This window comes from Tundrisphaera macrotermitis, assembly GCF_051175315.1.
In the GTDB taxonomy this organism is placed as follows: Bacteria; Planctomycetota; Planctomycetia; order Isosphaerales; family Isosphaeraceae; genus Tundrisphaera.
Window position 1 is genome coordinate 6,249,309 of the sequence record NZ_CP195100.1, and the last position, 23,694, is coordinate 6,273,002.

A 23,694-nucleotide genomic window follows, 5' to 3' on the forward strand; every position below is an offset into this window, starting at 1 on the left:
GCGAGGGGCATGGGCAGCGACCTGGCCGATGCGGACCGATCGACCGACGCATCGGCCGCGCCGATCTGGGAGCCGACGTTCCAGCCCAGATGGCTGAAGCTGATCAACCGGGCCTCGGCCCTCCTCCTGGGGAGGGACCGGCCCCGGCTGGATGCCGACGCGATGATTGCCCGCGCCCGGAGGGCGACGGGGCTGGTCGACTTCGGACCGGACGAGTTCCGCGAGTCGCTGGGGGTACTGGTCGACGCCTTCTCCGGGAGGGAGGACGTCCACGCCTTCGGGCGATTGGCGTTCCGGAAGTATTGCGAGGGGCTGCTGGAGAGCCGCCTGCGGATCCGCGACGACCTGAAGCGGCATCCCGAGATCCTCGACGTCCCGATCACGGCGCCGGTGTTCATCGTGGGCCTGCCCCGGAGCGGGACGACGTTCCTCCAGCGGCTGATGTCGACCGACCCCGCCGCGCGGGTGATGCAGTTCTGGGAGGCGCTCTGGCCGTCGCCGCCGCCGACCTCGGCCACCTACGCGACCGATCCCCGGATCGCCCGGGCCCGCCGCCAGGTGGCGCTGCTGGACCGGGTGGCCCCGGGCGTCGCGGCCGGGCACGAACTCGGGGCCACGCTGCCCGAGGAGGACAACAGCATGTTCGCCCGGGACTTCCGGGCGGCCATCTTCGGGTTCATGTACGACGTGCCGGACTACATCCTCTGGCTCGACGGCCAGGACCGCCTGCCCGGCTATCGGTCCCACAAGCGGGAGCTGCAACTCCTCTCCTGGCGCTGCCCGGGAAATCACTGGGTACTCAAGGCCCCGACCCACCTGTATGGGCTCGACACCCTGCTCCAGGTCTACCCGGACGCCCGGGTGGTGATGACCCACCGCGACCCCGAGAAGGTGGTGCCCTCGGTGTGCCGGCTGGCGGCCAACTTCCGGGGGATGCTGGTCGACCGGATCGAGCTGCGGCGGCTGGGGGCCGAGTTCGTCGAGGCGGTCGGCCAGGGCTCCGACCGGGCCATCGGCGCCCGGGCCACGCTCGACCCGGCCCGGTTCCACGACGTGTCGTATGATGACCTGGTGGCCGACCCGATCGGCGCCGTCCGGGGGATCTGCGACCGCTTCGGCCTCGACTTCTCGCCCGGCTTCGAGGCCGGCGCCCGCCGCCACCTGGGGGAGCACCCGCAGGGCCGGCGCGGGGTCCATCGCTACGGACTGGACGACTTCGGGCTGGACCGGGCCACGGTCCACCGCTTCTTCGCCGCCTATCGGGCCTGGACGGCCGATCGCGGGATCTCGACCGGGGGGCCCGCGTGACGATCATCTACGTCGATGCCGATGCCTGCCCGGTCAAGTCCGAGGTCTACAAGGTCGCCGCGCGGCACGGGCTCAAGGTGCTGGTCGTGGCCAACACCTCGATCCTGGTCCCCAAGAACCCGGACATCGAGTCGGTGACGGTCCGCGGCGGCCTGGACGTGGCCGACGACTGGATCGTCGAACGGATCGGGCCGGGGGACGTGGTGATCACCACCGACATCCCGCTCGCCGACCGCTGCCTCCGCAAGGGCGCGGCGGCCCTCAGCCCCAAGGGCTACCCGTTCACCGAGGATTCGATCGGCGAGGCCCTGGCCACCCGGGAGTTGATGGACACCCTGCGCCAGGGGGGCCTCACCGGGGTCGGCCCGTCGCCGTTCTCGGCCAAGGACCGATCCCGCTTCCTGATGAAGCTCGACGACATCCTCCACGCCATCAAACGCAAGGGGAAGGCCTGATCGGGGCCTTCCCGAGATCGGCCGCCTCAGCCGTGGCCGAGCCGGCGCGGGACCAGCCACGACAACAGGGAGGCCATCCGTCCCGGGCGGCCATCTTCCACGGTGCAGTCCCGGAACAGCGATTCGAGGGCGCGGCGGTAGGACCAGTCTTCGCTGAGCCGGCTGAGGCGGTCGAAGTCGGCCTTGCTCATGAACCCCCGGAACCGCAGGGCTCGGCGGTCGGCGTCGTAGGCGAAGCGGTCGCCCATGTCGGGCGGGACCGAGAGCCCCGGCAGGGCCCGGTCGATCGGGACGAAGTGATCCACGAGATCCTCCATCGGATTCGGACGCGAGTGGATGTGCGGCATCTCCCCGGCTCCGATCGATCATACCCGCCCCGGCGCCCCGGGCAACCGCCCGTCGTCCCGGAACCGGCGCCGGATGATCGCGCAGGGCGGAAAGTTCTCCGCAAGTGGACGACCTCCCGCGACCGATGAAGCGGGAAGACCCCGCGTTGACGCGGCGGGCCCTTTGGGCTAAGGTCCGGCACCGAACCTCCCGGCCGGGGAGGATCGCCGACCGAACCGGGACCCGTCGGTGTGCAAGGAGGCACGCGATGGCCATGATCACCGACCCGCCCCTGGCCCGGGAGGCCGAGGGGCTCCGGTTTGCCCGCGACGTGCTCCGGATCGAGGCCGACGCCCTCGACCTGGTCCGCTCCCGGCTCGACCCGAGTATCGCGCGGGCCGCCGACCTCGTCTACCGCTGCCAGGGGGGCGTGGTCGTCACCGGCATGGGCAAGGCGGGCATCGTGGGGATGAAGCTGGCGGCCACCCTGGCGTCGACCGGCACGCGGGCCTACCCGCTCCACCCGGCCGAGGCGATCCACGGCGACCTCGGCCGCGTCCGGGCCGACGACGTGGTGATCGCCCTGAGCCAGAGCGGCGAGACCGAGGAAGTGGTCCGGATCTTGCCCGCCATCCGGTCGCTGGGGGCGTCGCTGGTGGCGATCACCGGCAAGGCCACCAGCGCCCTGGGCCGGGCCTCCGACCTGTGCATCGCGCTCGGCCCGATCGAGGAGGCCTGCCCGCTCGGGCTGGCCCCGTCGGCCAGCACCACCGCCATGATGGCCGTGGGGGATGCCCTGGCCCTGCTGGTCAGCCGGATGCGGGACTTCCGGGCCGAGGACTTCGCCGTCTACCACCCCGGCGGCAACCTGGGTCGCCGCCTGGCCCGGGTGGACGACCTGATGCGGGCCGGCCGCCGGCTCCGATTGGCCCCCGCCTCCGCGAGCGTCCGCGACGTCTTCGTCGGGCTGGCCGGGCCGAGGCGAAGGTCGGGGGCCGTGCTGATCGTGGACGACGACGGCCGCCTGGCCGGGATCTTCACCGACTCGGACCTGGCCCGGCTCTTCGAACAACGCCAGGAAGGCCGGCTCGACCGGCCGATCGGCGAGGTGATGACCGCCGACCCGCTCCAGATCGCCTCGGGCTCGTCGGTCGAGTCGGCAGTCGAGCTGATGAAATCCCGCAAGATCAGCGAGCTGCCGGTGGTGGACGCCGATGCCCGCCCGGTCGGCCTGATCGACCTGACCGATCTGATCGGCCTGGTCCCGGCCGGAATGGAGGATTGATCGGCATGACCCATGCATCCGACGACCTGACCATGCGATGCCAAGCGATCGAACTCCTGGTCCTTGACGTGGACGGCGTCCTCACCGATGGCGTCATCGCGATCGATGACAACGGGGTCGAGACCAAGCACTTCCACGTCCGGGACGGCTCGGCGATCGCCCTGTGGCGGAAGGCCGGCAAGCGGGTGGCGATCCTCTCGGGCCGCTCCGCCCGGTGCGTCGACATCCGCGCCGCGGAGCTGGGGATCTCGCCGGTCATCCAGGGGGCCTCGGACAAGGGGAAACCGTTCCTGGCCCTGCTGGCCGAGTTAGGACTCCGGTCGACCCAGGCCTGCTACGTCGGCGACGACCTGGCCGACCTGCCCGTCATGGGCGTGGCGGGTCTGGCCGCCTGCCCCAACGACGCCGCCCCGGAAGTGCGCCGGTCGGCCCACATGATCACCAATCGCCAGGGGGGCCGGGGCGCCGTCCGCGAGGTCATCGAGAAGATCCTGGATGCCCAGGGAATCCGCAGCGGGCTGGTCGCGGCCTTTCGCACCCCGGCGTGATTCCCTCGTAGTTGGGGGGGGCCGGATGAAAGCGAAGATCACGCCTTCCTGAATGGCCTTTTGTAGAAACGTCCGCGTGCCGGCGAGATCGTCGGGGCGAAAGATCTTCATCGGGTGGATGGCGATCGGCCAAAATCCCAGATATCGGATGCCATCGTGTTCAAGAAAGCCCTCCAGATCGCCGTGACCTTCGCCGTCCTGATCGGGGCGCACCTCGGCTACACGAGGGGCTTCGAGGAGATCTCGACGCGCCTGGCGATGTCCCCCGAATACAGCACCCCGGGGCCGATCCACCACATCGCCTCGTCCTCCTCGATCCGGGCGACCGAGCTGGCCAAGGAACTGCTGCCGGAGGGGCACTGGGCGGCCCAGCCCGCCCTCCCGATCAACTACTATGATTCCGAGCATGGCTTCTACATGTACAGCCAGAGCTACAAGTTGCTGAAGGGGAAGAAGCAGCTGGAGCTGCGGCCGTTCGCCGTGATTTCCGCCTCCCAGGACGGCAAGAGCCACAAGGTCATCACCGCCGACCTGGCGATCGTCGACCTCAGCCAGCCGTTCCTGTCGATGAAGGCGTCCAGCGCCCCGATGAAGATCGTCCACGGCGAGATGTCCGGCAACGTCCTGATCCGCGACGACAAGGGGACGGCCGACGGCAAGGACGACCTGATCGTCGGCCCCCTGACCTACATCGAATACGACGAGAAGGCGGCCCAGATCACCTCCGACTCCGACGTGCTCCTCCGCGACCGCGACCTCACGGCGACCGGCAAGGGGCTGCTGATCCAGCTCCGCCGCAAGCCGCCGGGGATCGGCGGGGGCGGGATGTCCGGGTTCGAGGCCGAGTCGGCCTACCTCCGCAAGAAGGTCCACCTCGCCTCCAAGGACGTCGGGGCCACCAACGTCCTGCCCGGCAAATCAAAGCAGAACGACGCCGGGCAGGTGCCGCTCAAGCTCTGGTGCGACGGCGAGATGGAGATCCTCCTGCCGCCGAACCGGCCGCCCGTGGCGATCGGCCCGCCCAACCCGGTGGAGCCGACCCTGGCCAAGTTCCAGGTCAACGTCCGGGTCGTCCGGGGCACGCACACGCCCGACCAACTCAACTGCGATTCCCTGCTGCTCACCCTGGTCCCGACCCCCAAGCCCGCGAAGATCGCCCCCAAGGCGGCCGGGGACGGGATCGTCCCGACGGCGTTGGTGCAGGCCGATCCGCTCGCGGGGACGCCGGAATCGGCACCGGCCGACGCCGCGGACCCGGCACCGGCTCCCAGCGGCCCGCTCACCGAATTGAAGCTTCGGGAGGCCCTGGCCCAGGGCCATGCCGTGTGGATCCAGTCCGAGTCCCAGCACCTCAAGGCCAAGTGTATCGAGCTGAAATACAAGAAGTTCACCGACGGGACGCCCGACGAGACCTACCTCAACGGCGGCCCGGCCAAGCGGCTCCAGGTCGAGAAGCTCGAACTGGCAACAACCGGCCCGGACGCCGGATCGATCAAGAAGGTGCTCCGGCTCTGGTCCCTGGACGCGACCATCTTCGATGATGGCCAGGGGGGCGCCTCGACGATCGTCGCCCGCGGCCCGGGCAAGGCCGAGGAACGACCATCCCTGCAGGCCTCGGTCGAGCAAACCGCCTGGTGGGAGGATCAGCTCGTCCTCCGCACCGAGGCCGGGCCCGCCGCGCCCGGGACGCTCCTCGCCTCGCCGGGCACCGCCCCCGCCAAGGGGCCGGTCCGCCGCGAGCTGACCCTGACCGGCCCGTCGAAGCTGGTCGACCACAACCGCCAGACCACGCTCGACGCCAAGACCAAGATCATCGCCCGGTTCAACTCGACGCCGAAGACCCGGCCGGACGGGCCCGATGGCCCCACGCAGATCGAGTCGATGCAGGCCTTCGACGACGTGAACCTCACGGCCCCGAACAAGACCCTGGTCGCCCGCCATCAGCTCGACGTGAAGTTCGAGGACGCGACGCCGGCCGACCCGGCGGCCCAGCTGCTGGCCGCCAACGCCGCCCCCGCGCCGGCCGCCGTCCCCGGCCCGGCCATCCCTGTCCCGCGCAACCCGGCGCTGGCCTCGGCCAAGGTGGCGAAGCCGATCCAGGACGAACCCGATCCCGATGCCCCGGCCAAGCCGACCCCGCCGACGGCGGTCGAGCCGGCCGTGGACGTCCGGGCCAACCGGGTCTGGGCCAAGATCCTCCACCCCCAGAATGGCGGCAAGGATGAGTTCCGCGAGGCCAGGCTCCGGGGCAATGTCATGGTCCACCAGGACCCGGCGCCCGGCAAGGTCCGCGGCACCGACGCCAGCGGCGAGGCCCTGGACCTGATGAGCCAGGGCGACGGCCTCATGAAGTTCCGCGTCCTGGACGCCGACCCCGCCGCGGCCGCGCCCAAGACCCGCCTCGTGGCCGGCGGCCGCGCCCCGGCCCTCATGTCGCTCGCCCGCGTCGAGACCCAGGAGATGTCCATCGAGGGCCACGACATCGGCCTCGACCAGAAGGCCGACTACGCCGAGGTCAACGGCCCGGGCAAGCTCACCGAGTGGACCGAGCGCGGCCTGCTCGACGACAAGGGCCTGGGACGCCCCAAGGTCCTCCCGGTCGCCGCCGTCGTCCCGGTCGGGTCCACCCAGGCCCGGCTGATCATCACCTGGGCGGACCAGATGCGGTTCCACGGCAAGACGGTCGACCCCAAGGGCCGGCCCACCGCCAAGGCGGAGTTCCGCGGCGACTCGGTCGAGGTCCGCACCCCCGACGGCAAGTCCACGTTCCGGTACGGCGTCGAGGCCCGCATGGAGAACGCGCTCATCACCTGCGAGGCGATGGACGTCTACACCGACAAGCCGATCGCCCTCAACAAGGACGCCCGCAAGAAGGACAAGCCGGAGCCGGGGGCCGAGCCCGAGCCCGCCGCCCAGATCGCCCTGATGGACTGCCGGGGCAACGACCGCATGGTCGACGACAAGCCGAAGCCCGGCGTCGATGTCATCAGCGAGAAGTACTATCCCAACTCCAAGGATCTCAAGGAAAAGCAGCGGATCTGGAGCGAGCAGGTCGTCTACGACAAGCGGACCGGGGACTTCACCGCCCCGGGCGAGGGGATGGTCTACCTCTACAAGCGGAAGGGCGGCAAGGGCAAGGACCCGGCCGCGCCCGGCACGATCTCGGTCTCCGGGACCGGCGGTCGCCCGGCGAACCTGACGCCCCTGGAGCTGATCAAGATCGCCTTCACCGAAGGGATGCAGGGCCGGTTCGGCGTGGCCAAGGACAAGCCCGACGCGGAAGCCCGGGTGGCCGAGTTCTACGGCAACGTCCAGGCCATCAACGCCATGGTGCCCCACAAGAATGGCGACCTCGACTTCGATAAGCCGCCCTCCGACACCCTGTTCCTCACCTCGGAATACCTCCGGGTCGTGAGCGCCCCGATCGGCGACGGCAAGGCCGCCCAGCAGACCCTGTTCGCGAAGGGGAACGCCCAGGCCCGGACCTACGACCGGACCATCCAGGGGGACCGGATCACCTACGACTCCTCCAACGAGGTCGCCTACGTCTACGGCGAGGAAGGCCGCGAAGTGGTCCTGATCGACCAGGCCAAGGCCGGGCAGCCGGGCAGCATCCTCCGCGGCAAGTCGGGCCGCTACCACCGGACCACCCGCGAGGCCTCGATCGTCGATCCCCAGACCATCGTCTTCGCCGACCTCAAGTCGGGCATCCGGCCCAAGCCGGCCCCGCCGGATCTCGGCGGCTCGGGCCTGAAGCCCAAGCCCGTCGAGCAGCAGCGGGTCAAGTATTTCAAGGCGGGCCGCACCCACATCGAACGGGCCGGATCGACCGGCCGCTGACCGCCCCCTCTCTCGCCGTCCCGTCCATCGAGCGTCGCCGATCCCCCACGCGGGAGATCGGCGACGCTCGCGGCATTTCCGGCTTGACTCCGCCGAAACCTACCCCAATACTGTATTAGCAAACCGATACAGTAGGCGGGAGGGAGCCATGCTCTTCCAGCTCAACGAGGGGGATGGTCGGGCGATCTACGCGCAGATCGCCGACCAGGTGAGGTTCGCGGTAGCTGCGGGCCTGCTCCGGCCGGGGGAGATGGTCCCTTCGGTGCGGGAGCTGTCTCGGCAGTTGGTGGTCAATCCGAACACCGTGGCCAGGGCGTACCGCGACCTCCAGGCGCAGTCGATCCTGGAGCCGGTGCGCGGCACGGGCTTGCAGGTCGCGGCGGCGGCCACGGCCCTGTGCCAGGACGAGCGGCGGGCGACGGTCCGCCGGCGATTGTATGAAGCCCTCGACGAGGCGAGGCGGAGCAACCTGCCGCGCGGCGAGATCGAGGCGATGCTCCGCGAGGAGTGGGAACGGGTCATTGCGGGCGGCGACACCAACGGGACGGGGGGTGGGCGATGAGCCAGGACTCAGCGATTCGCATCGATGGGCTGACCGTGAGGTATCGGGGCCGCGCCGCCGTGGACGGGCTCGGCTTCGAGGTCCCCGTCGGCTCGGTGTTCGGCCTCCTGGGGGAGAACGGGGCCGGCAAGTCGACGACCATCAAGACCTTGCTCGGGCTGATCCGGCCGGATGCGGGCAAGGTCGAGGTGCTCGGGCTCGACCCGTCCCGGAAGGGGGAGGAGGTCCGCCGCCTGGTCGGCTACGTCCCCGAGATGCCGACCCTGTACGACTGGATGACCGTGGCCGAGATCGGCTGGTTCGCCTCGGGGTTCCGCCCCGGCGCTCCGGGGGGTGCGGAGGGGTCGCAGGCCCGATACGCCGAGCTGGCACGGGGCTTCGACCTGCCGACCGGCCGCAAGATCAAGGCCCTGAGCAAGGGGATGCGGGCCAAGGTCGGGCTCTCGCTGGCGCTGGCGTTCGACCCTGCATTGTTGATCCTCGACGAGCCGACCTCGGGGCTGGACCTGCTGGTGCGCCGCGAGTTCCTGGAAAGCATGGTGGACCTGGCCGGGGCCGGCCGCACGGTGCTGCTGTCGAGCCATCAGGTCGCCGAGGTCGAGCGGGTCGCCAGCCATGTCGCGCTGATTCATCAGGGGAAGCTGATCCTGGCCGAGCCGCTCGACGACCTCAAGGCGCGGACGTTCCGGGTCTCGTTCACGCTCGACGGCCCGTTCCGCCCGGGCGGCCTGCCGCTCGGCCCGGCGTGGCAGTTGGTGGACGCCGACGACGCCCCCCGGCAGTCGCGGTGGCTGATGCACGCCGCCGACCGCGGGGTGCTGACGACTTTGCTGGACCTGCCCGGCGTGACCGGCCTGGAGGTCGAGACGCCGAGCCTGGAAGAGATCTACATCGCCTACATGCGGCACCGGGCGCCGACCGTGGTCGCCCCCGTGTTCGCCCCCGCCACCGCCTGAGGCCGGCCCGTCCGAATTCGCTCGCACCCCGGGGAGAGCCTTTCATGATCGCCCGATTGTGGTGGAAGGAAATGCGGGTCATCTGGCCGGCCTGGCCGATCCTGTTCGGGGCCGGCCTGGCGCTTCAGTTGTTCCTGATCAGCACGGGGGCCCAGGCACCAATCCTGGTCGCGGTCCCCCTGTTCTGGCCTGCCCTTTATGCCTTCGTGGTCTCGGCGGCGGCCTTCGCCGGGGAACGGGAGAACGGCACGCTGGTGCTGCTGGACTCGTTGCACGTCACCAGGCGTCCCCTCTGGCTGGGCAAGGCGAGCTTCGCGCTGGCGTCGACGTTCGCCCTCGGCCTGGCGATGCTGCCGGTGGGCTTGCTGGGCCAGGGCGGGTCCCAGAATGTGGTCCGCCTCGCCGGAATCTACGGCGACTTCTCCAGCCTGTTCATCGAAGGGGTGGCGTGGGGCCTGCTCTGGTCGGCCCTGCTCCGGAACCCGATGATCGCGGGGATGATGGCCCTGGCGAGCGTCGGGGCCGTTTCGAGCCTGGCGACCGGGCGGGGCGAGATCAACTTTTCCCCCGATGAGTCGATCCCGGCGCGGTTGATCGCGGCGACCGTGGCGTTGTTGGCCTCCCGATCCATCGTCACCCGGGGGCCCCGCGCCGAGTGGTCGCCCGCCTTCCTCGACGAGATCGACGCGACCGGCCGGGCGTCCCGGCCGATCCGCATCCGCCCGGCCAACCCCTCGCGGGCCCTGCGCTGGAAGGCGGCCCGAGAAGGCCGGGCGATGGCGATCGCCTGGGTGGCCTGGTCCTGCTACGCCTGGGTTTGGCTGATCGTCCTCGACGGGATGCGGGCGAGGCCCGGGGCATTGGCCAACCCACCCCTGCTGATCGGGGTGGGCCTGGCGTTGGTGGCCGGCGTGGGCGTCTTCGGCGGGGAGACGGCGGCGGGGTCGCAGCGGTTCCTGCTCCACCTGGGCGTCCCGCCGGGGCGGATTTGGCGACGGACGGCCCGGACGTGGCTCATCGGCCTGGGGGCCATCACCCTCCTTCCCGTCGCCGTCTTTGTCCTGGCCGCCCTGGTTTTGGGCTCCATCCACGATGGTTACGTCCTGGTGCTCTCGTTGCTGATGATGTGGGTCGAGCCCCGGGACGAGTCGACGATCCTGCTGGCGACGTCCATCGCCGTGGTCCTGAACGCCCTGGCGGTGGGCATGCTGGCCGGGATGCTGTTCCGCCGCCGGATCACGGCCTGGCTGCTCGCGATGGTGGCCTGCGTGTTCATCATCCCCCCGCAATGCGTCCTGGCGATCGACCGCATGATTCCGCCGTGGGGCCTGCTGCTCACCCCGCTGGCCCTGCTGGCCATCTCCCGAGCCTGGGCCGCCGATTGGTTGCACGAACGGCCGGGGTCGGGGCGATGGCTGAGGCTACTCGGCTACGTCGCGGCGCCGACCATGATCCTTCCGCTCGTCTACGTCGCCCATCGCGCCTGGGGCGTGCCCGATCCCGGCCCCGTCGCCACCCCGGCCATGGCCGAACTCGACAATCCCGGCCAGGAAGCCATAGGTGTTTATTATCAATTGTCGTCGGATATTAATGAGCAATTCTCATCGGAGAGCGCGCCGATCCCGGGTCGGCCCGGCGTGATGTCCGAGAAGGGGGACTCTCGGCGTCGGATCATGAATGTTCGGGGCAGATCGATGAATTTTGCCCGGGAAGCCCCCGGACTCATCGAGCGTATTCGCCGAGCCGCCGAATTGCCCGCATACCGGCCCCAACAGGCATCGGCGACGGGGACGGCGTTCACCCCCGACAACCCCCTCGAATGGATCATGCATGTCGGCCACGTCCTGGGCTCGCGGGCGAAGTCCCTCTCGGATCATTCCGATCCCGCCGACGCCTGGAAGGACATCCTGGCCCAGTATCGGATCGCCCGGCAGCTTACCGGGGCGGTTCCGACGGCCCGCGCGACGAGCTACGCCTTGAGCATCGAGCAATCCGCCACGCTGCTCGGGCTCGACTGGGTGGCCCGACCGGGTCAGAACCCCGAACTCCTCCGCGCAGCCCTGGCCGACCTCAAGGCCCTCGCCCCCCTGCCCACCCTGGTCCAGGTGATCCAGGCGGAGGCGCCGATCCTGGATCGGACCTTCGACTTGCCGAGCGACGTCTTCGAGAGAAAGAACACCGAAGAGCAAAGCCGGATGGGCCCGGACAGCATCCTCGACCCCTGGCTCGTTTATTCCTTCTGGGAACGCGGACGAGCCCGGCGGATCGTCCGCACCGCGTTCGCCGGCCTGATCCGGGGCACCGATCCCCAGATCATCTGGATGGAGTTCCTCCGGTACGTCGGGAGGCCCGAAGGCCGGATTCTTGGGATCCACGGGGCGACGGGCGGTCTCGTCGCGTTCCTGGGCATTCTTCCCGACGGGCTAGGGCGTGTCTGGCAATAGCCTCGGCCCATACGATTGGAGTGGACGGATCACCCCACCAGCACCCTCACGACCTTGGCTCAACTCCGACACGCCCTCTCCGACGAGCATTACGCCGCCATCGAGCCGCTCCTGCCCACCAACGCCCGGCCCGGCCACCCCTGGAAGGGGCACCGCCGGGTGATCGACGGCATCCTCTGGATCCTCCACACCGGCTCCCCCTGGCGTGACCTGCCCAGGCCAACCTACGGCCCATGGCAGACCGTCTACGAGCGGTTCAACCGCTGGGCCAAGGACGGGACCTGGGCCCGGCTGCTCGAGGCCCTGCATGTGCGGCTCGACGCCGCCGGCAAGATCGACTGGGACCTGTTCTGCATCGACGGCTCCTCGATCCGGGCGAGCCGCGACGCCGCCGGTGCCTCGCCGACCCACGGGACGGCCGCCGAGCCGGCCGACCACGCGTTGGGCCGCTCTCGCGGCGGCTTCGGTTCGAAGATCCACCTGATCTGCGACGGCAAGGGCCTCCCGATGGCGGTGACGGTGACCGCCGGCCAGCGGCACGAGGCGACCCAGTTCGAGGCGGTAATGGGCCGGGTACGCGTGCCCGGCCGGAGGGGCCGACCCCGGAGCCGGCCCAGGAAGTTGGCCGGCGACAAGGGCTATAGCTCGCGGAAGATCCGCCGATCCAACCGTCGCCGGGGGATCGCCTCGGTGATCCCGACCAAGTCCAATGAGAGGCGGGTCCGGGGGTTCGACAAGGCGTCGTATCGCCGTCGCAACGTGGTGGAGCGTTGCATCGGGTGGCTGAAGGATCGGCGGCGGGTTGCGACGCGGTTCGAGAAGCTGGCGGAGAACTTCGAGGCGATGGTCAAGCTGGCGATGCTTGAACGGTTGCTGAAGGCACTATTGCCAGACACGCCCTAGAACGGGCGCAGGCTCAACGGCTCGCCCTGATGCAGTTGATCGCGCTCCGGGCCTGGAAGCTGGAGCACGGCGGGGCCGAGGCGGAATCGCTCGATGTCCTGGTCCCGAGCCTGCTCGATCGCCTGCCCGCCGACCCGTACTCCACAACCAACCAACCATTCCTGTACGTCAAGACCGCCGGCCGGAAGGTGTTGCCGCCGCGCCTGCATGGAGGGATCGCCAATGAGCAGACGGGCGTGGTCGAGGCCGGCCGGCGATTGCTGATCAGCGTCGGGCCCAATCACTCCTACGATGGGGAGGTCGATCAGGTCTGGCGATCGAGCCCGCCGATGCCGCCGGACGACCTGGTCTTCCCCGTCCCCTGATCCGGGGCCCGCTCGGCGTCGGATTTGCCTCGCATCACGGAGGAGGCCGACATCCGCGACCATCTCCCCAGGGGATTACGGACCATGACGACGATGATGCGAACCCGACTCCGGACGTTGGCCTTGCTCCTGGCCACGGCGGGCACCCCGACGCTGATGGGGGGCTGCCTGGGGACCAGCGACGACAAGCAAGGGAGCGGCCTGGAAGCGGGCACGGGGGGCGCCAAGCCCAACGACGGCCGCGGGATCGACACCGACACCCAGGCGGCCCGCGACGACAAGGGGGATCCCTCGACCCCCGGCACGCTCCGCCAGGAGACCGCCGACAAGCCCGACACCGGCGGCCTGGGCACGGGGGCCCACGCCATCCCGGGCAAGGTCGAGCCCGCCAAACCGGCCGAGCCCGAGCCCCCGCGCTGAGCCGGGACCCGGCCGGCCGGGGGGCGTCGGATCGAGCTGATCCTTCCCGGCCGGCCTTCCTCCTTGATCCTCCCTCGTAGAATCGTACAGGAGGGCGGATCGAACCGAGAATGCCGGCCCGACCCCAGGATCCATGACCTATTATTACACCGAGCGGTGGTTGGCGCGTCCTTCGATTCACGAGCGGAGGGGAACCAGACCGGGACGGAGGGGCCACGCCGCAACCTCCGTCAACAACGCATGTTGGCGATCAGGTCGGAGGATGAGCCCGGCCGGTGCAGTCGGCTCGACGAAAGGGCGACGATGCGTCAGACGGTAAGGTCAGGGCCGGAGGGCGACTGGCGTGGCGATCGCCACCGATGCGGTCGGGCCGCGCACGCCCGGGGAACGTTTCGGCCCGTGTCGCTGCTCGCCTGCCGGGCCTCGATCCTGCTGGCGATGTTCTGCACCGCCGCGATCGCCGGCCGGGATGCGCAAAATCTCGCGCGCAGATACGCCCCCTCGCCGCAGTGGGCCGAGCCCATGGGCCGGGCGGCCGCCCTGCTCGGCTATGGCGTGGTCGGGCTGCTCGCCTGGGCGACCCTCCGCCTGCTCACGCCCGGCGACGACTGGGGGGCGATGCGGGTGGGGACGCCTTTCGCCTCGCCTTCCGGCGATCGGCGGCCCGCCAGCGGCCCGTCGCCCTCCGCCCCCCGCCCCTCGGGGATGGCCATGATGTCGTGCAGCGGCGACGATGCCGACTTCTGGGCCATCCTGGAGCAGAGCCGGGTGGTCGCCTACATGAAGGACCACCGGGGACGATACATCCGGGTGAACCGCCAGTGGTCCCTGCTGTTCGACCCGGAGAACAAGGGGATCGAAGGCCGGGACGACTTCGAGATCTTCCCGGCGGACCTCGCCACCGCGTTCGCCCGCAATGATCGGATGGTCATGGAGGCGGGGAACACCATCGAGATGGAGGAGATCGCCCCTCATCCGGACGGGCCGCACACCTACCTGTCGATCAAGGTGCCCCTGTTCGACATCAAGGGGAATGCCTGCGGGATCTGCGGGATCTCGTCGGATATCACCGAGCGCAAGAAGCTGGAGCGTCGGCTCGCCGACCAGTTGGAGCGGGCCTTCGCCGCCAACGTCGAGCTGGGCCGCAGGGGGGCGGAGCTGGCCGAGGCCAACGCCCGCCTCGTCGAGCTGGCCACGACGGATGGCCTGACCTCGCTGATGAATCGGCGTCACTTCGACGAGGTGATCGAGGCGGCGGTCGAGGCCGCGTTCCGCGACGGCACGCCGCTCTCGGTGCTGATGCTCGACCTGGACGGGTTCAAATCCTACAACGACGCCTTCGGCCACCCGGCCGGCGACCGCGCCCTCCAGAAGGTGGCCGGCATCCTCCGCGACCACGTCCGCTCCTGCGACGAGGTGGCACGCTACGGCGGCGAGGAATTCATCGCCATGCTGCCGGAGGCCGACAAGGTGGCCGCCTGCCAGGTCGCCGAGCGGCTCCGCGCGGCGATCGAGGCCTGGCGCTGGCCCGACCAGGCGCTGACCGCCAGCATCGGGGTGGCGACGTTCTCCTACGGCCGGGGGAACTCCCAGGCCCTGATCGACCAGGCCGACCGGGCCCTGTACCGCTCCAAGGCGGCCGGCCGGAACCGGATCACCCACCACGACGAGCTGCCGCGGCTCGCGATGCTGATGGGGAACGGGGCCTCCTGACGGCCGCATCCAGGAATGCGGATTCGACGCAGAAGGCCGGCGCATTGCGGGGTGCGGGGCGGGTCGCTAGAATCGTGACGGACTTCGTCCGATCGGTCGTGCCGGGATCGCGGCGCCACGTCGCCTCCCGACCATTGCGCTCATTTCGCATCTTGCCCCCGAGGCCCCGGAGATCGTTCCAAGATGGCTGTCGCCACATCCGCCCCGCGCCACCTCGGCGCCACCGTCCTGCTGGGCAAGGGCCTGACCCCGGGCAAGCTCCGCGGCCTGCAGCGGATCTCCAATCCCAACGGCACGCTGACGATGCTGGCGCTGGACCAGAACAGCTCGATGATCGAGATGGCCCAGAAGGCGCTCAAGGGCAAGGGCCAGGACCGCGAGCCGACCTACGAGGAGGTCGTCGAGGCCAAGCTCGACATGATGCGGCAGATGGCCCCGGCCGCCTCCGGCGTCCTGATCGACGCCTACTACGGCGCCTGGCCGGCGATCGCCACCGAGGCGCTGCCCGCCGACAAGGGGATGCTGATCCGGGTCGAGAAGTCCGGCAGCGGCAAGAACAAGGCCGGCGGCCCGATGGGCGAGATCGAGCCGGGCTGGTCGGTCGAGAAGATCAAGCTGATGGGCGCCGACGCCGTCAAGCTGCTCGCCCCGTTCGAGCCCGGCGAGCCGGTCTCCGCCGAGCACCAGTTCGACCTGATCCAGCACGTCTACGAAGAGTGCAAGAAGTACGACATCCTGTTCCTGCTGGAACCGGTCGCCTTCCCCTACAACGGCGAGAAGAAGACGGACCCCGCCTACCTCGCCCGCAAGGCGGCGACGGTGATCGAGAGCGCCCGCCAGATCAGCCGGTTCTGCGACATCTACAAGGCCGAGTTCCCCGGCATCCTCGGCGTCGAGTCCGACGCCCAGCTCGTCGACAACTGCCACGCCCTGTCCGAGGCCAGCGAGCGCCCCTGGGTGCTGCTGTCGGCCGGCGTCGCCTACCCGGATTACCTCAAGCAGGTCAAGATGGCGATGGAGACGGGCTGCTCCGGCGTGCTCGGAGGCCGGGCCTTCTGGACCGAATACTTCCAGCAGGATGGCGCCGAGGCCCGCACCAAGTTCGCCGCCACCGAGGGCGTCCGCCGCGTGGCCGAGGTCGGCGAGGTCGTCACCGCCCACGGCACCCCCTGGTTCGCCCGCTACGGGCTGACCAAGGAAGACCTCCAGAACATCCGCGCCAGCGAGGGATGGCACAAGCGGTACGCCCCGAACGCCTCCGCGGCGGGCGGCACCAGCGGCCACGTCGTCCGGGCCGGCGAGGTCTACTGACCCACGCCGGAACGACGACCAGGTTTTCGGGCCGGGATCACCCCCTCGCGGGGCGGATCCCGGCCCGTTCGCGTCAGCGATCGCCGGTCGCGCCGCCCGACCAGAACGAGAGCAGGCCGTCGATCGATCCCTCGCGGGCGTCCGATGCCGTCCCGCACAGGCTGGTGGCCAGGGCCAGGCAGGCTTCGCTCCGGGGCTGCCGCGTCCCCTGGTCGGGGGAAGCGGGGATCGAGTCGATCAGGGCCAACGCCCGGTCGGGATCGATGGCGACCGCGGCGGCAACCCACGAGCACGGGTCGCCCTCCAGGCCCGAGCGGACACGGGCGGCCAGGGGCTCGAACAGGGTCGCGGCGGCCTCGCCGTCGTAGCGGGCCAGGAGCGGGATCAGCGAGGCATCGGAAGCCGCCTCGCCCGGGGGCCGAGGGCCCCGAATCGCGATCGACCGCCAGAAGAACTCGGGGACCAGGGACGGGTCCACCCGCTCGACGACCGCCAGGAGCGCCGCGGCGACCACGGCCGGGTCGTGCGACATCGCGTCGGCCTCGACGGCCTGGACCCCGACCGGGATCGGGGCGGCATCCAGCAGGTCGAACGCCTCCCGGAGCCAGGCCTCGGCCGCGTCCCGGTCCGCCACGGCGACGGCCTGCGCCATCAGCCCCAGCGAGAACGGAGCCAGGCACGGATCGGAGGCAGGCCGGACCCGCCCGATCAGGGACCGGGCCAGTCCTGGGTCGACCGGGGCCATCGCGTGGCACAGGGCGGGGAGGTCGGCGGCCAGTGCACGGGGGTCGCGGATCGCCGCGATCAGGCGGCCGGCCGCCACCGGGTCGGTGGCCGCCAGGGCGCGGGCGACGCCGATCCGGCAGCGATCCAGGGCGATCGGATCGACCAGGGTCTCGATCATGGCCATCGCCTCGGCCGGCGCGAGCCGGGCCACGCACTCCGCGTAGGCCCCCCGGGACTGGGCGCCCCGGGCGACGCCCGGGAGCGTATCGACGATCGCCCTGGCGTCGCGGAGCAGCTCGGCCCCGCGGTCGGCGTCGCCCAGGTCGAGCCAGTGGCCGGCCACCCGGATCAGGGCGGATGCCCGGCCCGCCGGGTCGCGGATCGCGTCGGCATCCTGCCGGGCCCGCTCCAGCCAGGTGCGGCGGGCGTCCCGATCGTCTTTCCGGGCCGCGAGGCACGCGTCCAGCTCGACGGAAATCCGCGACTCGGGGTCGCGGATCGCCGCGAACGCGGCCGAGGCCCGCGCCGGATCGAGGGGCAGGAGCCCGCGGGCGGCGACGCAGCGGAGATGGTCGACGAGCCAGGAGTCCCGGATCGATCGGGCCTCGATCAATGCCAGGACCCGTTCCGGATCCACCCCGGCGAATGCCTCCAGGATGCGGACGCGGGCGGCCACATCCCCGCGGGCCATCGCGGGCTCGACGAGCAGGCCGATCGTCGTCCGGGCCAGGGCCCGGTGCTTCGGGTCGATCGGCCTGGCGACCATGTTCGAAGGGGCCGCCTCCGCCGTCCGGGTCAGCACCAGATCGGGGACGGTGGCCGCGGCATGCCCGGCGTCGATGGCCCGCCCCGCGAATCGGAACCCCGAGGCGGAGGCGAACAGGAAACCGGGGCCGGCGGCGACGTCGGCCAGGCGGAATGCGCCGGACCCGTCCGTGATGGCCCGGACGTCCCGGGCGGCCTCGCCCCAGGTCCAGACCTCGACCCCGGGGATCGGCATCCCGGCCCGGTCGACGACCCGGCCATCGAGCACGACCTTCCGCGTCAAGCGGGCCAGGACCAGGTCGGGGAAGGCGGGCTCATCGGCACGCCCCGGCCGGATCGTCCGGGTGCGCCCGGCCTGGAACCCTTCGGCCCCGGCCACCGCATGGTATTCGCGGCCATCGAGGGGCAGCGGACGCGTCCGATACCGGCCCTCGTCATCGGTCTTCGCCTCGATCCAGGTCGCCGAGTCCGACGAATGGTCCCGATACCAGGTCCGCACCGAGGCCCCGGCCACCGGCCGGCCGTCGGGGTCGACGACCCGGCCCGTCAGCGCACGCGCGGGGGAGGCGACCAGTTGGAGCCGGGGGGCATCCGGGTCGGCGGCATGGATCGGGAGGGGCGGGGATGTCCCTGCCGGCGACGAGGCGACCAGCCGCAACTCGGCGGTCGGGTGGACCGGGCCGACCGAGAACGACCCATCCGGCCCGCTCACCGCGGTCGCCAGCATCGGGGATCGGAGCCGGCCGTCGAAGAAATTCCAGGAGGCATCGACCTGGACCCCGGCGGCGGGCCGCCCGCCGGGATCGACGACGGTGCCCCGAACCTCGGCCCCGCGCGTCAGGAAGACCGGGGGCAGCTCGAAGCCGGAGATCCCGGCCGGGACCTCGACGGGGCGAGGCGTCACGAATCCGGGCGGCTTGAGGTAAGGGGCCGGGACGCTGGTGATCCGGTGGCTGATCGACCCGGGCGGGACGTACGCCTCATAGCGGCCCTGGGCGTCGGTCCGGGCGGGGTCGGGCTCGAACTGCCCCGACGGGAGCAGCGAGAGGACCGCGCCGGGGACCGGCCGATCGCCGCCCTCCTCGCGCACGAAGCCGAACACGCGGACGCCCCGGCGGAGCCGGACCTCGACATCGACCTCGCCCCCCTTCGCCAGGTCCCTGCGGAGGACCCGCGCCGGGATGTCGGGGGAGCCGGCGCGGGGCCGGACCCGGATGCTCACCCGGCCGGAGGCGACCTCCGCCAGCTCGAACTTACCGGACGCGTCGGTCGTCGCCTCGGCCTCGGCCACGATCGATTCGCCGCGATCGCCGGCCATGGTCGTGACCCGCACGATCCGCCCGACGGCCGCCTCGGGGTCCTCGGCGGTGACCCGTCCGGAGACCGTCCCGGTCGCGCGGAGGACCACCCGCCTGGGATCCACCGAGGGCTTGCCATCGGGGGTGCGGAACTGCCGCCTCTGGATCCCGAATCCCTTGGCCCTGATCTCCACGCCGGCCAGATCCTCGGCGAACAGGCCGGGGAGACGGGCCTGCCCTTCGGCATCGGTCGTGGCGCCGGCCAGGTCGGCCACCTCCCCGGGGATCGTCCGGGGTTCCCCCACGACCTGGCGCGGGACGACCCGGGCCCCCGCCACGGGCCGGCTGTCCGGGTCGAGCACCACCACCGAGGCATCCCCCGCCGCTTTCAGGGTCAGGCGAACCGGCCCCTCGCCCCCCCCGCCGCGTATCCTCTGCCGGGCGACCCGCGATCCGGGGCGGATGGCCCAGAGCGTGACCGGGGCGGCCGGGTCCGACGCCTCGGGGCGATCCAGTCGGAAATCGCCCCGATCGTCGGTCGTCGTGCGTGCCGTGGGTCCAGGCGCGTCGTCGTCGCCGGTTTCGCCGCTCGCGATGACCACCGCCCCCGCGATCGGGGATCCGTCAACGCCGAGCACCCGGCCGGACAGGGGGGCCACCTCGCGGCCCGTCCCCTGCATCATCACCGCGAGCACGAGCAAGACAGGGGGGAGCATGGACGAATCCTCGGCGTTCCACCCGGTTCGCTTCGCGACCGCCCCCGTCCCCGGTGGTCCGGGAACGTCGGCGCTCGAACCCGGGATGTCCGTGCATGGGTCAGGATCGACGGGCAAGGGAGACGGGGCCGCATCGGCCTGGGAGCGGACGCGGGCACTGTCTCCGAAACCTTTGTTACGCTGCACCCGGTTCGATCGTCGGGAGCAAATCGATGCGCAACTCGTTTTTATTCGGCAAGCTCGCGGTTGGTCCTCCCAGATTTCCGCTCGGAGACGGCACCGCCCGGGCCGGTCGGCATCGATGTTGCCTTATCCTTCAGCGGCACCACCGGCCCGATCGGTCCCGATGGCACAATCCAGCGAGGCCAGGATGACGCAGCCCGAAGACGCCTCGACTCCCCCCGAGCCCGCGTCCGGATTGGCCGATCCGAGGATGCATCCCCCCGGCCCCGAGATGTTCGGGACCGGGGATGGCACCGGATCGGCATTACCAGACGCCGACGTCCCGCCCGGGCAGGAACGCCCCACGCCCGAGGACGGCACGGAGGACGCCGGGGCCGACGCCCGGGGCCTGATCGATCCCCGGAGCGAGATCGCCGACCCCGCCTCCGCCTGATCTCCGACGATCAGTGGGCGCCCCGTCCCTGGGGCCCCGAGACAGTCGCGACGAAACCCTGCGAGATCAAACGGGCGTTCTCGTCCCCGACCGACCCGATCGCCCAGAGGATCAGGAAGAACTCGATCAAGACGCCCAAGCCCATGTGCATCGTGGCGATGGCTAGGGCGAAGAAGACGGAAGCCACGGCCGCACGGAACCACCGGCCGCACGACAGGAAGGCCAGCGGGGGGCAGACCACGGCGAAGAAGTATCGCATTGTCGCACCTCCTTCGGCGGACGCAAGGTGATTCGACGGCCGGACGAGATGATTGGACCCCGGCCGATCGATCCTTCCCCCTATCCTACGAAGACCGATGCCCCTTGGTGCGAGGTTCGCGCGGGCTGCCGCGATTGCTAGCATCCGCACCATCCCCTGCCGAGGACGTGGGCAGAGATGGACAAAGCACACGATCCCAGCCGAAAGCTAACTCTTGTGATCTGCGAGCCTTCGCGTCAGGATACGAGACTGGTGCGGCGTTTGCACTGGATGGTGGGGAGCGGAATCGGAGCAGCATCCCGATCTCCCCCCTGGCATGGATGCGCAGCCCGAGCGCGGGGCACCCCGGCCCGCCCGCCCGTTGTGATCCGGAATCTCTCAACCCGGTGACGGAGCCTTCATGGTGTCATCACATCTCAGGGCTGGCTCCGACCTTTTCGACGGCTACTCGGTGGGCGGGTTCGACGAGATGTTCGCTGGCCCGGGCCGCCCTCGCCCCCATTATGCCGCCCTCCACCATCGCCTCGGCCAGATGGATGCCGAGGAGCTGGAGCACCGCCATCGCGCGGCCGACCTGATGATGCGGCATCAGGGGATCACCTTCACCGTCTACGGCCGCGAGCAGGGGGTCGAGCAGATCATCCCCTTCGACCCGGTCCCCCGGGTGGTGTCCGCCGAGGAGTGGACCCGGATCGAACGGGGGCTGGAGCAGCGGGTCCGGGCCCTGAACCTGTTCGTCCACGACGTCTACCACGGCCGCAAGATCCTCCGCGACCGCGTCGTGCCGGCGGACCTCGTCCTGGGGGCCTCGGGCTACCAGCGGGAGTGCGTCGGGCTCCGGGTGCCGAAGGACATCTACATCCACATCTCGGGCATCGACCTGATCCGCGACGGGACCGGCGAGTACCTGGTGCTGGAGGATAACGGGCGGACCCCCTCCGGGGTGAGCTACGTCCTGAAGAATCGCCAGGTGATGAAGCAGGCCTTCCCGGCCATGTTCGAGCAGTACAACGTCCGGTCGGTCGACGACTATGCGACGAACCTGGCGGCGATGCTCCGCTACATCGCCCCGCCGGGCAACGACGACCCGACCATCGTGGTGCTCACGCCGGGGGTCTACAACTCGGCCTACTACGAGCACGGCTTCCTGGCGCGGCAGATGGGCGTGGAACTGGTCGAGGGGCGTGACCTGTTCTTCGACGGCGGCCAGATCTTCATGCGGACGACCCGGGGCCCGATGCGGGTCGACGTGATCTACCGACGGGTCGACGACGACTTCCTCGATCCCCTCACGTTCCGGCGCGACAGCAAGCTCGGCGTCGCCGGCCTGATCGCCGCCCACCGATCCGGGCAGATCGGCCTGGCCAACGCCCTGGGGACGGGCGTGGCCGACGACAAGGGGATTTATCCATACGTGCCCAACATCATCAAATACTACCTCGACGAGGATCCGATCCTGCCCAACGTGGAGACCTATCAGGCCACCATCCCGTCGCACCGCCAGCACATCCTGGCGAACCTCGACAAGCTGGTGGTCAAGGCGGTCGACGGCTCGGGGGGGTACGGGATGCTCATCGGCCCGGCCTCGACGGCCGAGCAGCGCGACGAGTTCGCCCGCAAGATCGAGGCGAACCCGCGCGGGTTCATCGCCCAGCCGACCATCGCCCTCAGCCAGCATCCCACCTACGTCGACAACCACCTGGAAGGCCGGCACGTCGACCTCCGGCCCTTCATCCTGTACGGCGAGGAGATCAAGGTGCTGGCCGGGGGGCTGACCCGGGTCGCGTTGCCCAAGGGGAGCCTGGTGGTGAACAGTTCGCAGGGGGGCGGCACCAAGGATACATGGGTCCTCCGGGGGGCCCCGCCCGCCCCCTCGGCGGTGGCCTCACCCCGTGCAGGAGGCGACTGACATGCTCAGTCGCGTCGCCGAAAACCTGTACTGGATCGCCCGCTACGTCGAAAGGGCCGAGAACGTCGCCCGCCTCCTCGACGCCGGCTTCCACCTGGAACTGGACGCCTCGGGGCTGACCGGGGACGTCGAGGGCCAGGGGCCGATCGAGAGCGTGCTGACGATCCTGGCGTGTCGGGATTCGTACGAGCGGATCCACGGCACCGGCCGGATGCCCCGCGAATCGGTGCTTCGCCACCTGACCTTCGAGCGGCAGAACAACCACTCGATCCTGTCGATGCTCGCCCGCGCCCGCGAGAACGCCCGGGGCACCCAGGAAACGCTCAGCGGCGAGGTCTGGAGCCAGGTCAACAAGCTCTACCTCTACGTGAACAGCCCCCGCGCCCAGCGGCGGTTCGCCGCGAGCCCCTCGCGGTTCTTCGACGGGATCAAGCGGTCCTGCATCCTCTTCGACGGGCTGGTCGACGGCACCCTGCCCCGGACCGAATGCTTCCATTTCCTCCAGCTGGGCCGATACCTGGAGCGGGTCAACCAGGTCAGCCGGATCCTGAACGTGCGGCTCCACGGCCTGCTCACCAACCCCAGGGCCGCCGGGCCCCCGCTGGGCGTGGTCCACTGGGCGAGCGTGCTCCGGAGTTGCTCGGCCCACGAGGCGTACCTCCGCGAGCATCACGACCGGGTCGATCCCGAAGGGGTGGTCCGCTATCTCGTCCTCGATCCCGACTTCCCCCGGGCCATGCGGTTCTGCGTGACCCGATGCGTGGAATCCCTGCGGGAAATCGCCGGGGGCGACGAGGATGAGGATCGCTCCGAGGCGGAACGGCACCTCGGCCGGCTCGACAGCGACCTGCGATACATCGACGTCGAGGAGATCTTCGCGCGCGGCCTCGGCTCGTTCCTCACCGGCATCCAGGCCGCCTGCAACCGGATCGGCGACGAGATCCATCAGGCGTACTTCCTCAACTGAC

Annotated in this window: 19 protein-coding genes; 16 read left to right on the forward strand and 3 right to left on the reverse strand. The window is 70.5% G+C overall.

Going from position 1 to position 23,694, the window contains the following annotated elements; translation table 11 throughout:
- Positions 1–9: 9 nt before the first annotated feature.
- Entirely contained in the window at positions 10–1,308 is a 1,299-nt protein-coding gene (locus TA3x_RS25170; protein ID WP_435017428.1) for a sulfotransferase family protein, read from the forward strand.
- Positions 1,305–1,763: a YaiI/YqxD family protein gene (locus tag TA3x_RS25175; protein ID WP_435017429.1), complete on the forward strand. Its 459-nt coding sequence runs from the start codon at positions 1,305–1,307 to the stop codon at positions 1,761–1,763. Before TA3x_RS25170 ends, TA3x_RS25175 begins: the two co-directional genes overlap by 4 nt.
- A 26-nt stretch (positions 1,764–1,789) precedes the next feature.
- On the opposite strand, the gene TA3x_RS25180 is transcribed toward TA3x_RS25175, so the two are convergent.
- Entirely contained in the window at positions 1,790–2,068 is a 279-nt protein-coding gene (locus TA3x_RS25180) for a hypothetical protein (RefSeq protein ID WP_435017430.1), read from the reverse strand.
- Between the two features lie 290 nt (positions 2,069–2,358).
- Here TA3x_RS25180 and TA3x_RS25185 point away from each other — a divergent pair, with 290 nt between their 5' ends.
- The 11 genes from TA3x_RS25185 (at position 2,359) to TA3x_RS25235 (ending at position 16,437) form a co-directional block, all read left to right on the forward strand.
- Complete coding sequence (locus tag TA3x_RS25185) at positions 2,359–3,375, forward strand: KpsF/GutQ family sugar-phosphate isomerase (protein WP_435017431.1); 1,017 nt, start codon at positions 2,359–2,361, stop codon at positions 3,373–3,375.
- A 5-nt stretch (positions 3,376–3,380) separates the two neighbouring features.
- On the forward strand, positions 3,381–3,923 hold the full coding sequence (locus tag TA3x_RS25190) for a KdsC family phosphatase (protein WP_435017432.1): 543 nt from the start codon (positions 3,381–3,383) through the stop codon (positions 3,921–3,923).
- A gap of 156 nt (positions 3,924–4,079) precedes the next feature.
- Positions 4,080–7,763, forward strand: coding sequence for a hypothetical protein (locus TA3x_RS25195; RefSeq protein WP_435017433.1), 3,684 nt, complete (start codon positions 4,080–4,082; stop codon positions 7,761–7,763).
- A 148-nt stretch (positions 7,764–7,911) separates the two neighbouring features.
- Positions 7,912–8,325 carry a GntR family transcriptional regulator gene (locus tag TA3x_RS25200; protein WP_435017434.1) on the forward strand — a complete coding sequence of 138 codons (414 nt, stop codon included), beginning with the start codon at positions 7,912–7,914 and terminating at the stop codon, positions 8,323–8,325.
- On the forward strand, positions 8,322–9,281 hold the full coding sequence (locus TA3x_RS25205; RefSeq protein ID WP_435017435.1) for an ABC transporter ATP-binding protein: 960 nt from the start codon (positions 8,322–8,324) through the stop codon (positions 9,279–9,281). The genes TA3x_RS25200 and TA3x_RS25205 overlap by 4 nt, the downstream gene beginning before the upstream one ends.
- A gap of 44 nt (positions 9,282–9,325) precedes the next feature.
- Positions 9,326–11,725 carry a hypothetical protein gene (locus TA3x_RS25210; protein ID WP_435017436.1) on the forward strand — a complete coding sequence of 800 codons (2,400 nt, stop codon included), beginning with the start codon at positions 9,326–9,328 and terminating at the stop codon, positions 11,723–11,725.
- Between the two features lie 54 nt (positions 11,726–11,779).
- Positions 11,780–12,628 (forward strand): IS5 family transposase, encoded by an 849-nt coding sequence (locus TA3x_RS25215; RefSeq protein ID WP_435022289.1) that lies wholly within the window; start codon positions 11,780–11,782, stop codon positions 12,626–12,628.
- A 29-nt stretch (positions 12,629–12,657) separates the two neighbouring features.
- Entirely contained in the window at positions 12,658–12,993 is a 336-nt protein-coding gene (locus TA3x_RS25220) for a hypothetical protein (RefSeq protein ID WP_435017437.1), read from the forward strand.
- Positions 12,994–13,086: 93 nt separating this feature from the next.
- Positions 13,087–13,413: a hypothetical protein gene (locus TA3x_RS25225; RefSeq protein ID WP_435017438.1), complete on the forward strand. Its 327-nt coding sequence runs from the start codon at positions 13,087–13,089 to the stop codon at positions 13,411–13,413.
- A 399-nt stretch (positions 13,414–13,812) separates the two neighbouring features.
- Positions 13,813–15,126, forward strand: a complete 1,314-nt coding sequence (locus TA3x_RS25230) for a sensor domain-containing diguanylate cyclase (RefSeq protein WP_435017439.1) — start codon at positions 13,813–13,815, stop codon at positions 15,124–15,126.
- A 183-nt stretch (positions 15,127–15,309) separates the two neighbouring features.
- A complete protein-coding gene (locus TA3x_RS25235) occupies positions 15,310–16,437 on the forward strand; it encodes a tagatose 1,6-diphosphate aldolase (RefSeq protein ID WP_435017440.1) in 1,128 nt (375 codons plus the stop codon).
- Between the two features lie 73 nt (positions 16,438–16,510).
- Here the strand turns inward: TA3x_RS25235 and TA3x_RS25240 are convergent, their stop codons facing one another.
- Positions 16,511–19,942 (reverse strand): carboxypeptidase regulatory-like domain-containing protein, encoded by a 3,432-nt coding sequence (locus tag TA3x_RS25240; RefSeq protein ID WP_435017441.1) that lies wholly within the window; start codon positions 19,940–19,942, stop codon positions 16,511–16,513.
- Between the two features lie 370 nt (positions 19,943–20,312).
- Between TA3x_RS25240 and TA3x_RS25245 the strand changes: the two genes are divergently transcribed.
- On the forward strand, positions 20,313–20,558 hold the full coding sequence (locus TA3x_RS25245) for a hypothetical protein (RefSeq protein WP_435017442.1): 246 nt from the start codon (positions 20,313–20,315) through the stop codon (positions 20,556–20,558).
- Between the two features lie 10 nt (positions 20,559–20,568).
- Here TA3x_RS25245 and TA3x_RS25250 read toward each other — a convergent pair whose 3' ends face one another.
- Positions 20,569–20,817 carry a hypothetical protein gene (locus TA3x_RS25250; RefSeq protein ID WP_435017443.1) on the reverse strand — a complete coding sequence of 83 codons (249 nt, stop codon included), beginning with the start codon at positions 20,815–20,817 and terminating at the stop codon, positions 20,569–20,571.
- 400 nt (positions 20,818–21,217) lie between these two features.
- Here TA3x_RS25250 and TA3x_RS25255 point away from each other — a divergent pair, with 400 nt between their 5' ends.
- Together TA3x_RS25255 and TA3x_RS25260 are read left to right on the forward strand one after the other, a co-directional pair.
- On the forward strand, positions 21,218–22,726 hold the full coding sequence (locus TA3x_RS25255) for a circularly permuted type 2 ATP-grasp protein (RefSeq protein ID WP_435017444.1): 1,509 nt from the start codon (positions 21,218–21,220) through the stop codon (positions 22,724–22,726).
- A gap of 1 nt (position 22,727) precedes the next feature.
- On the forward strand, positions 22,728–23,693 hold the full coding sequence (locus TA3x_RS25260; RefSeq protein ID WP_435017445.1) for an alpha-E domain-containing protein: 966 nt from the start codon (positions 22,728–22,730) through the stop codon (positions 23,691–23,693).
- Position 23,694: the final 1 nt, after the last annotated feature.

What these genes read in the sequence shown, in the direction of transcription:
- TA3x_RS25170 (WP_435017428.1), top strand. Translation starts at nt 10, where the DNA reads ATGGGCAGCGACCTGGCCGATGCGGACCGATCGACCGACGCATCGGCC.
- TA3x_RS25185 (WP_435017431.1), top strand. Translation starts at nt 2,359, where the DNA reads ATGGCCATGATCACCGACCCGCCCCTGGCCCGGGAGGCCGAGGGGCTC.
- TA3x_RS25190 (WP_435017432.1), top strand. Translation starts at nt 3,381, where the DNA reads ATGACCCATGCATCCGACGACCTGACCATGCGATGCCAAGCGATCGAA.
- TA3x_RS25200 (WP_435017434.1), top strand. Translation starts at nt 7,912, where the DNA reads ATGCTCTTCCAGCTCAACGAGGGGGATGGTCGGGCGATCTACGCGCAG.
- TA3x_RS25205 (WP_435017435.1), top strand. Translation starts at nt 8,322, where the DNA reads ATGAGCCAGGACTCAGCGATTCGCATCGATGGGCTGACCGTGAGGTAT.
- TA3x_RS25210 (WP_435017436.1), top strand. Translation starts at nt 9,326, where the DNA reads ATGATCGCCCGATTGTGGTGGAAGGAAATGCGGGTCATCTGGCCGGCC.
- TA3x_RS25220 (WP_435017437.1), top strand. Translation starts at nt 12,658, where the DNA reads ATGCAGTTGATCGCGCTCCGGGCCTGGAAGCTGGAGCACGGCGGGGCC.
- TA3x_RS25225 (WP_435017438.1), top strand. Translation starts at nt 13,087, where the DNA reads ATGATGCGAACCCGACTCCGGACGTTGGCCTTGCTCCTGGCCACGGCG.
- TA3x_RS25235 (WP_435017440.1), top strand. Translation starts at nt 15,310, where the DNA reads ATGGCTGTCGCCACATCCGCCCCGCGCCACCTCGGCGCCACCGTCCTG.
- TA3x_RS25240 (WP_435017441.1), bottom strand. Translation starts at nt 19,942, where the DNA reads ATGCTCCCCCCTGTCTTGCTCGTGCTCGCGGTGATGATGCAGGGGACG.
- TA3x_RS25245 (WP_435017442.1), top strand. Translation starts at nt 20,313, where the DNA reads ATGACGCAGCCCGAAGACGCCTCGACTCCCCCCGAGCCCGCGTCCGGA.
- TA3x_RS25250 (WP_435017443.1), bottom strand. Translation starts at nt 20,817, where the DNA reads ATGCGATACTTCTTCGCCGTGGTCTGCCCCCCGCTGGCCTTCCTGTCG.
- TA3x_RS25255 (WP_435017444.1), top strand. Translation starts at nt 21,218, where the DNA reads ATGGTGTCATCACATCTCAGGGCTGGCTCCGACCTTTTCGACGGCTAC.
- TA3x_RS25260 (WP_435017445.1), top strand. Translation starts at nt 22,728, where the DNA reads ATGCTCAGTCGCGTCGCCGAAAACCTGTACTGGATCGCCCGCTACGTC.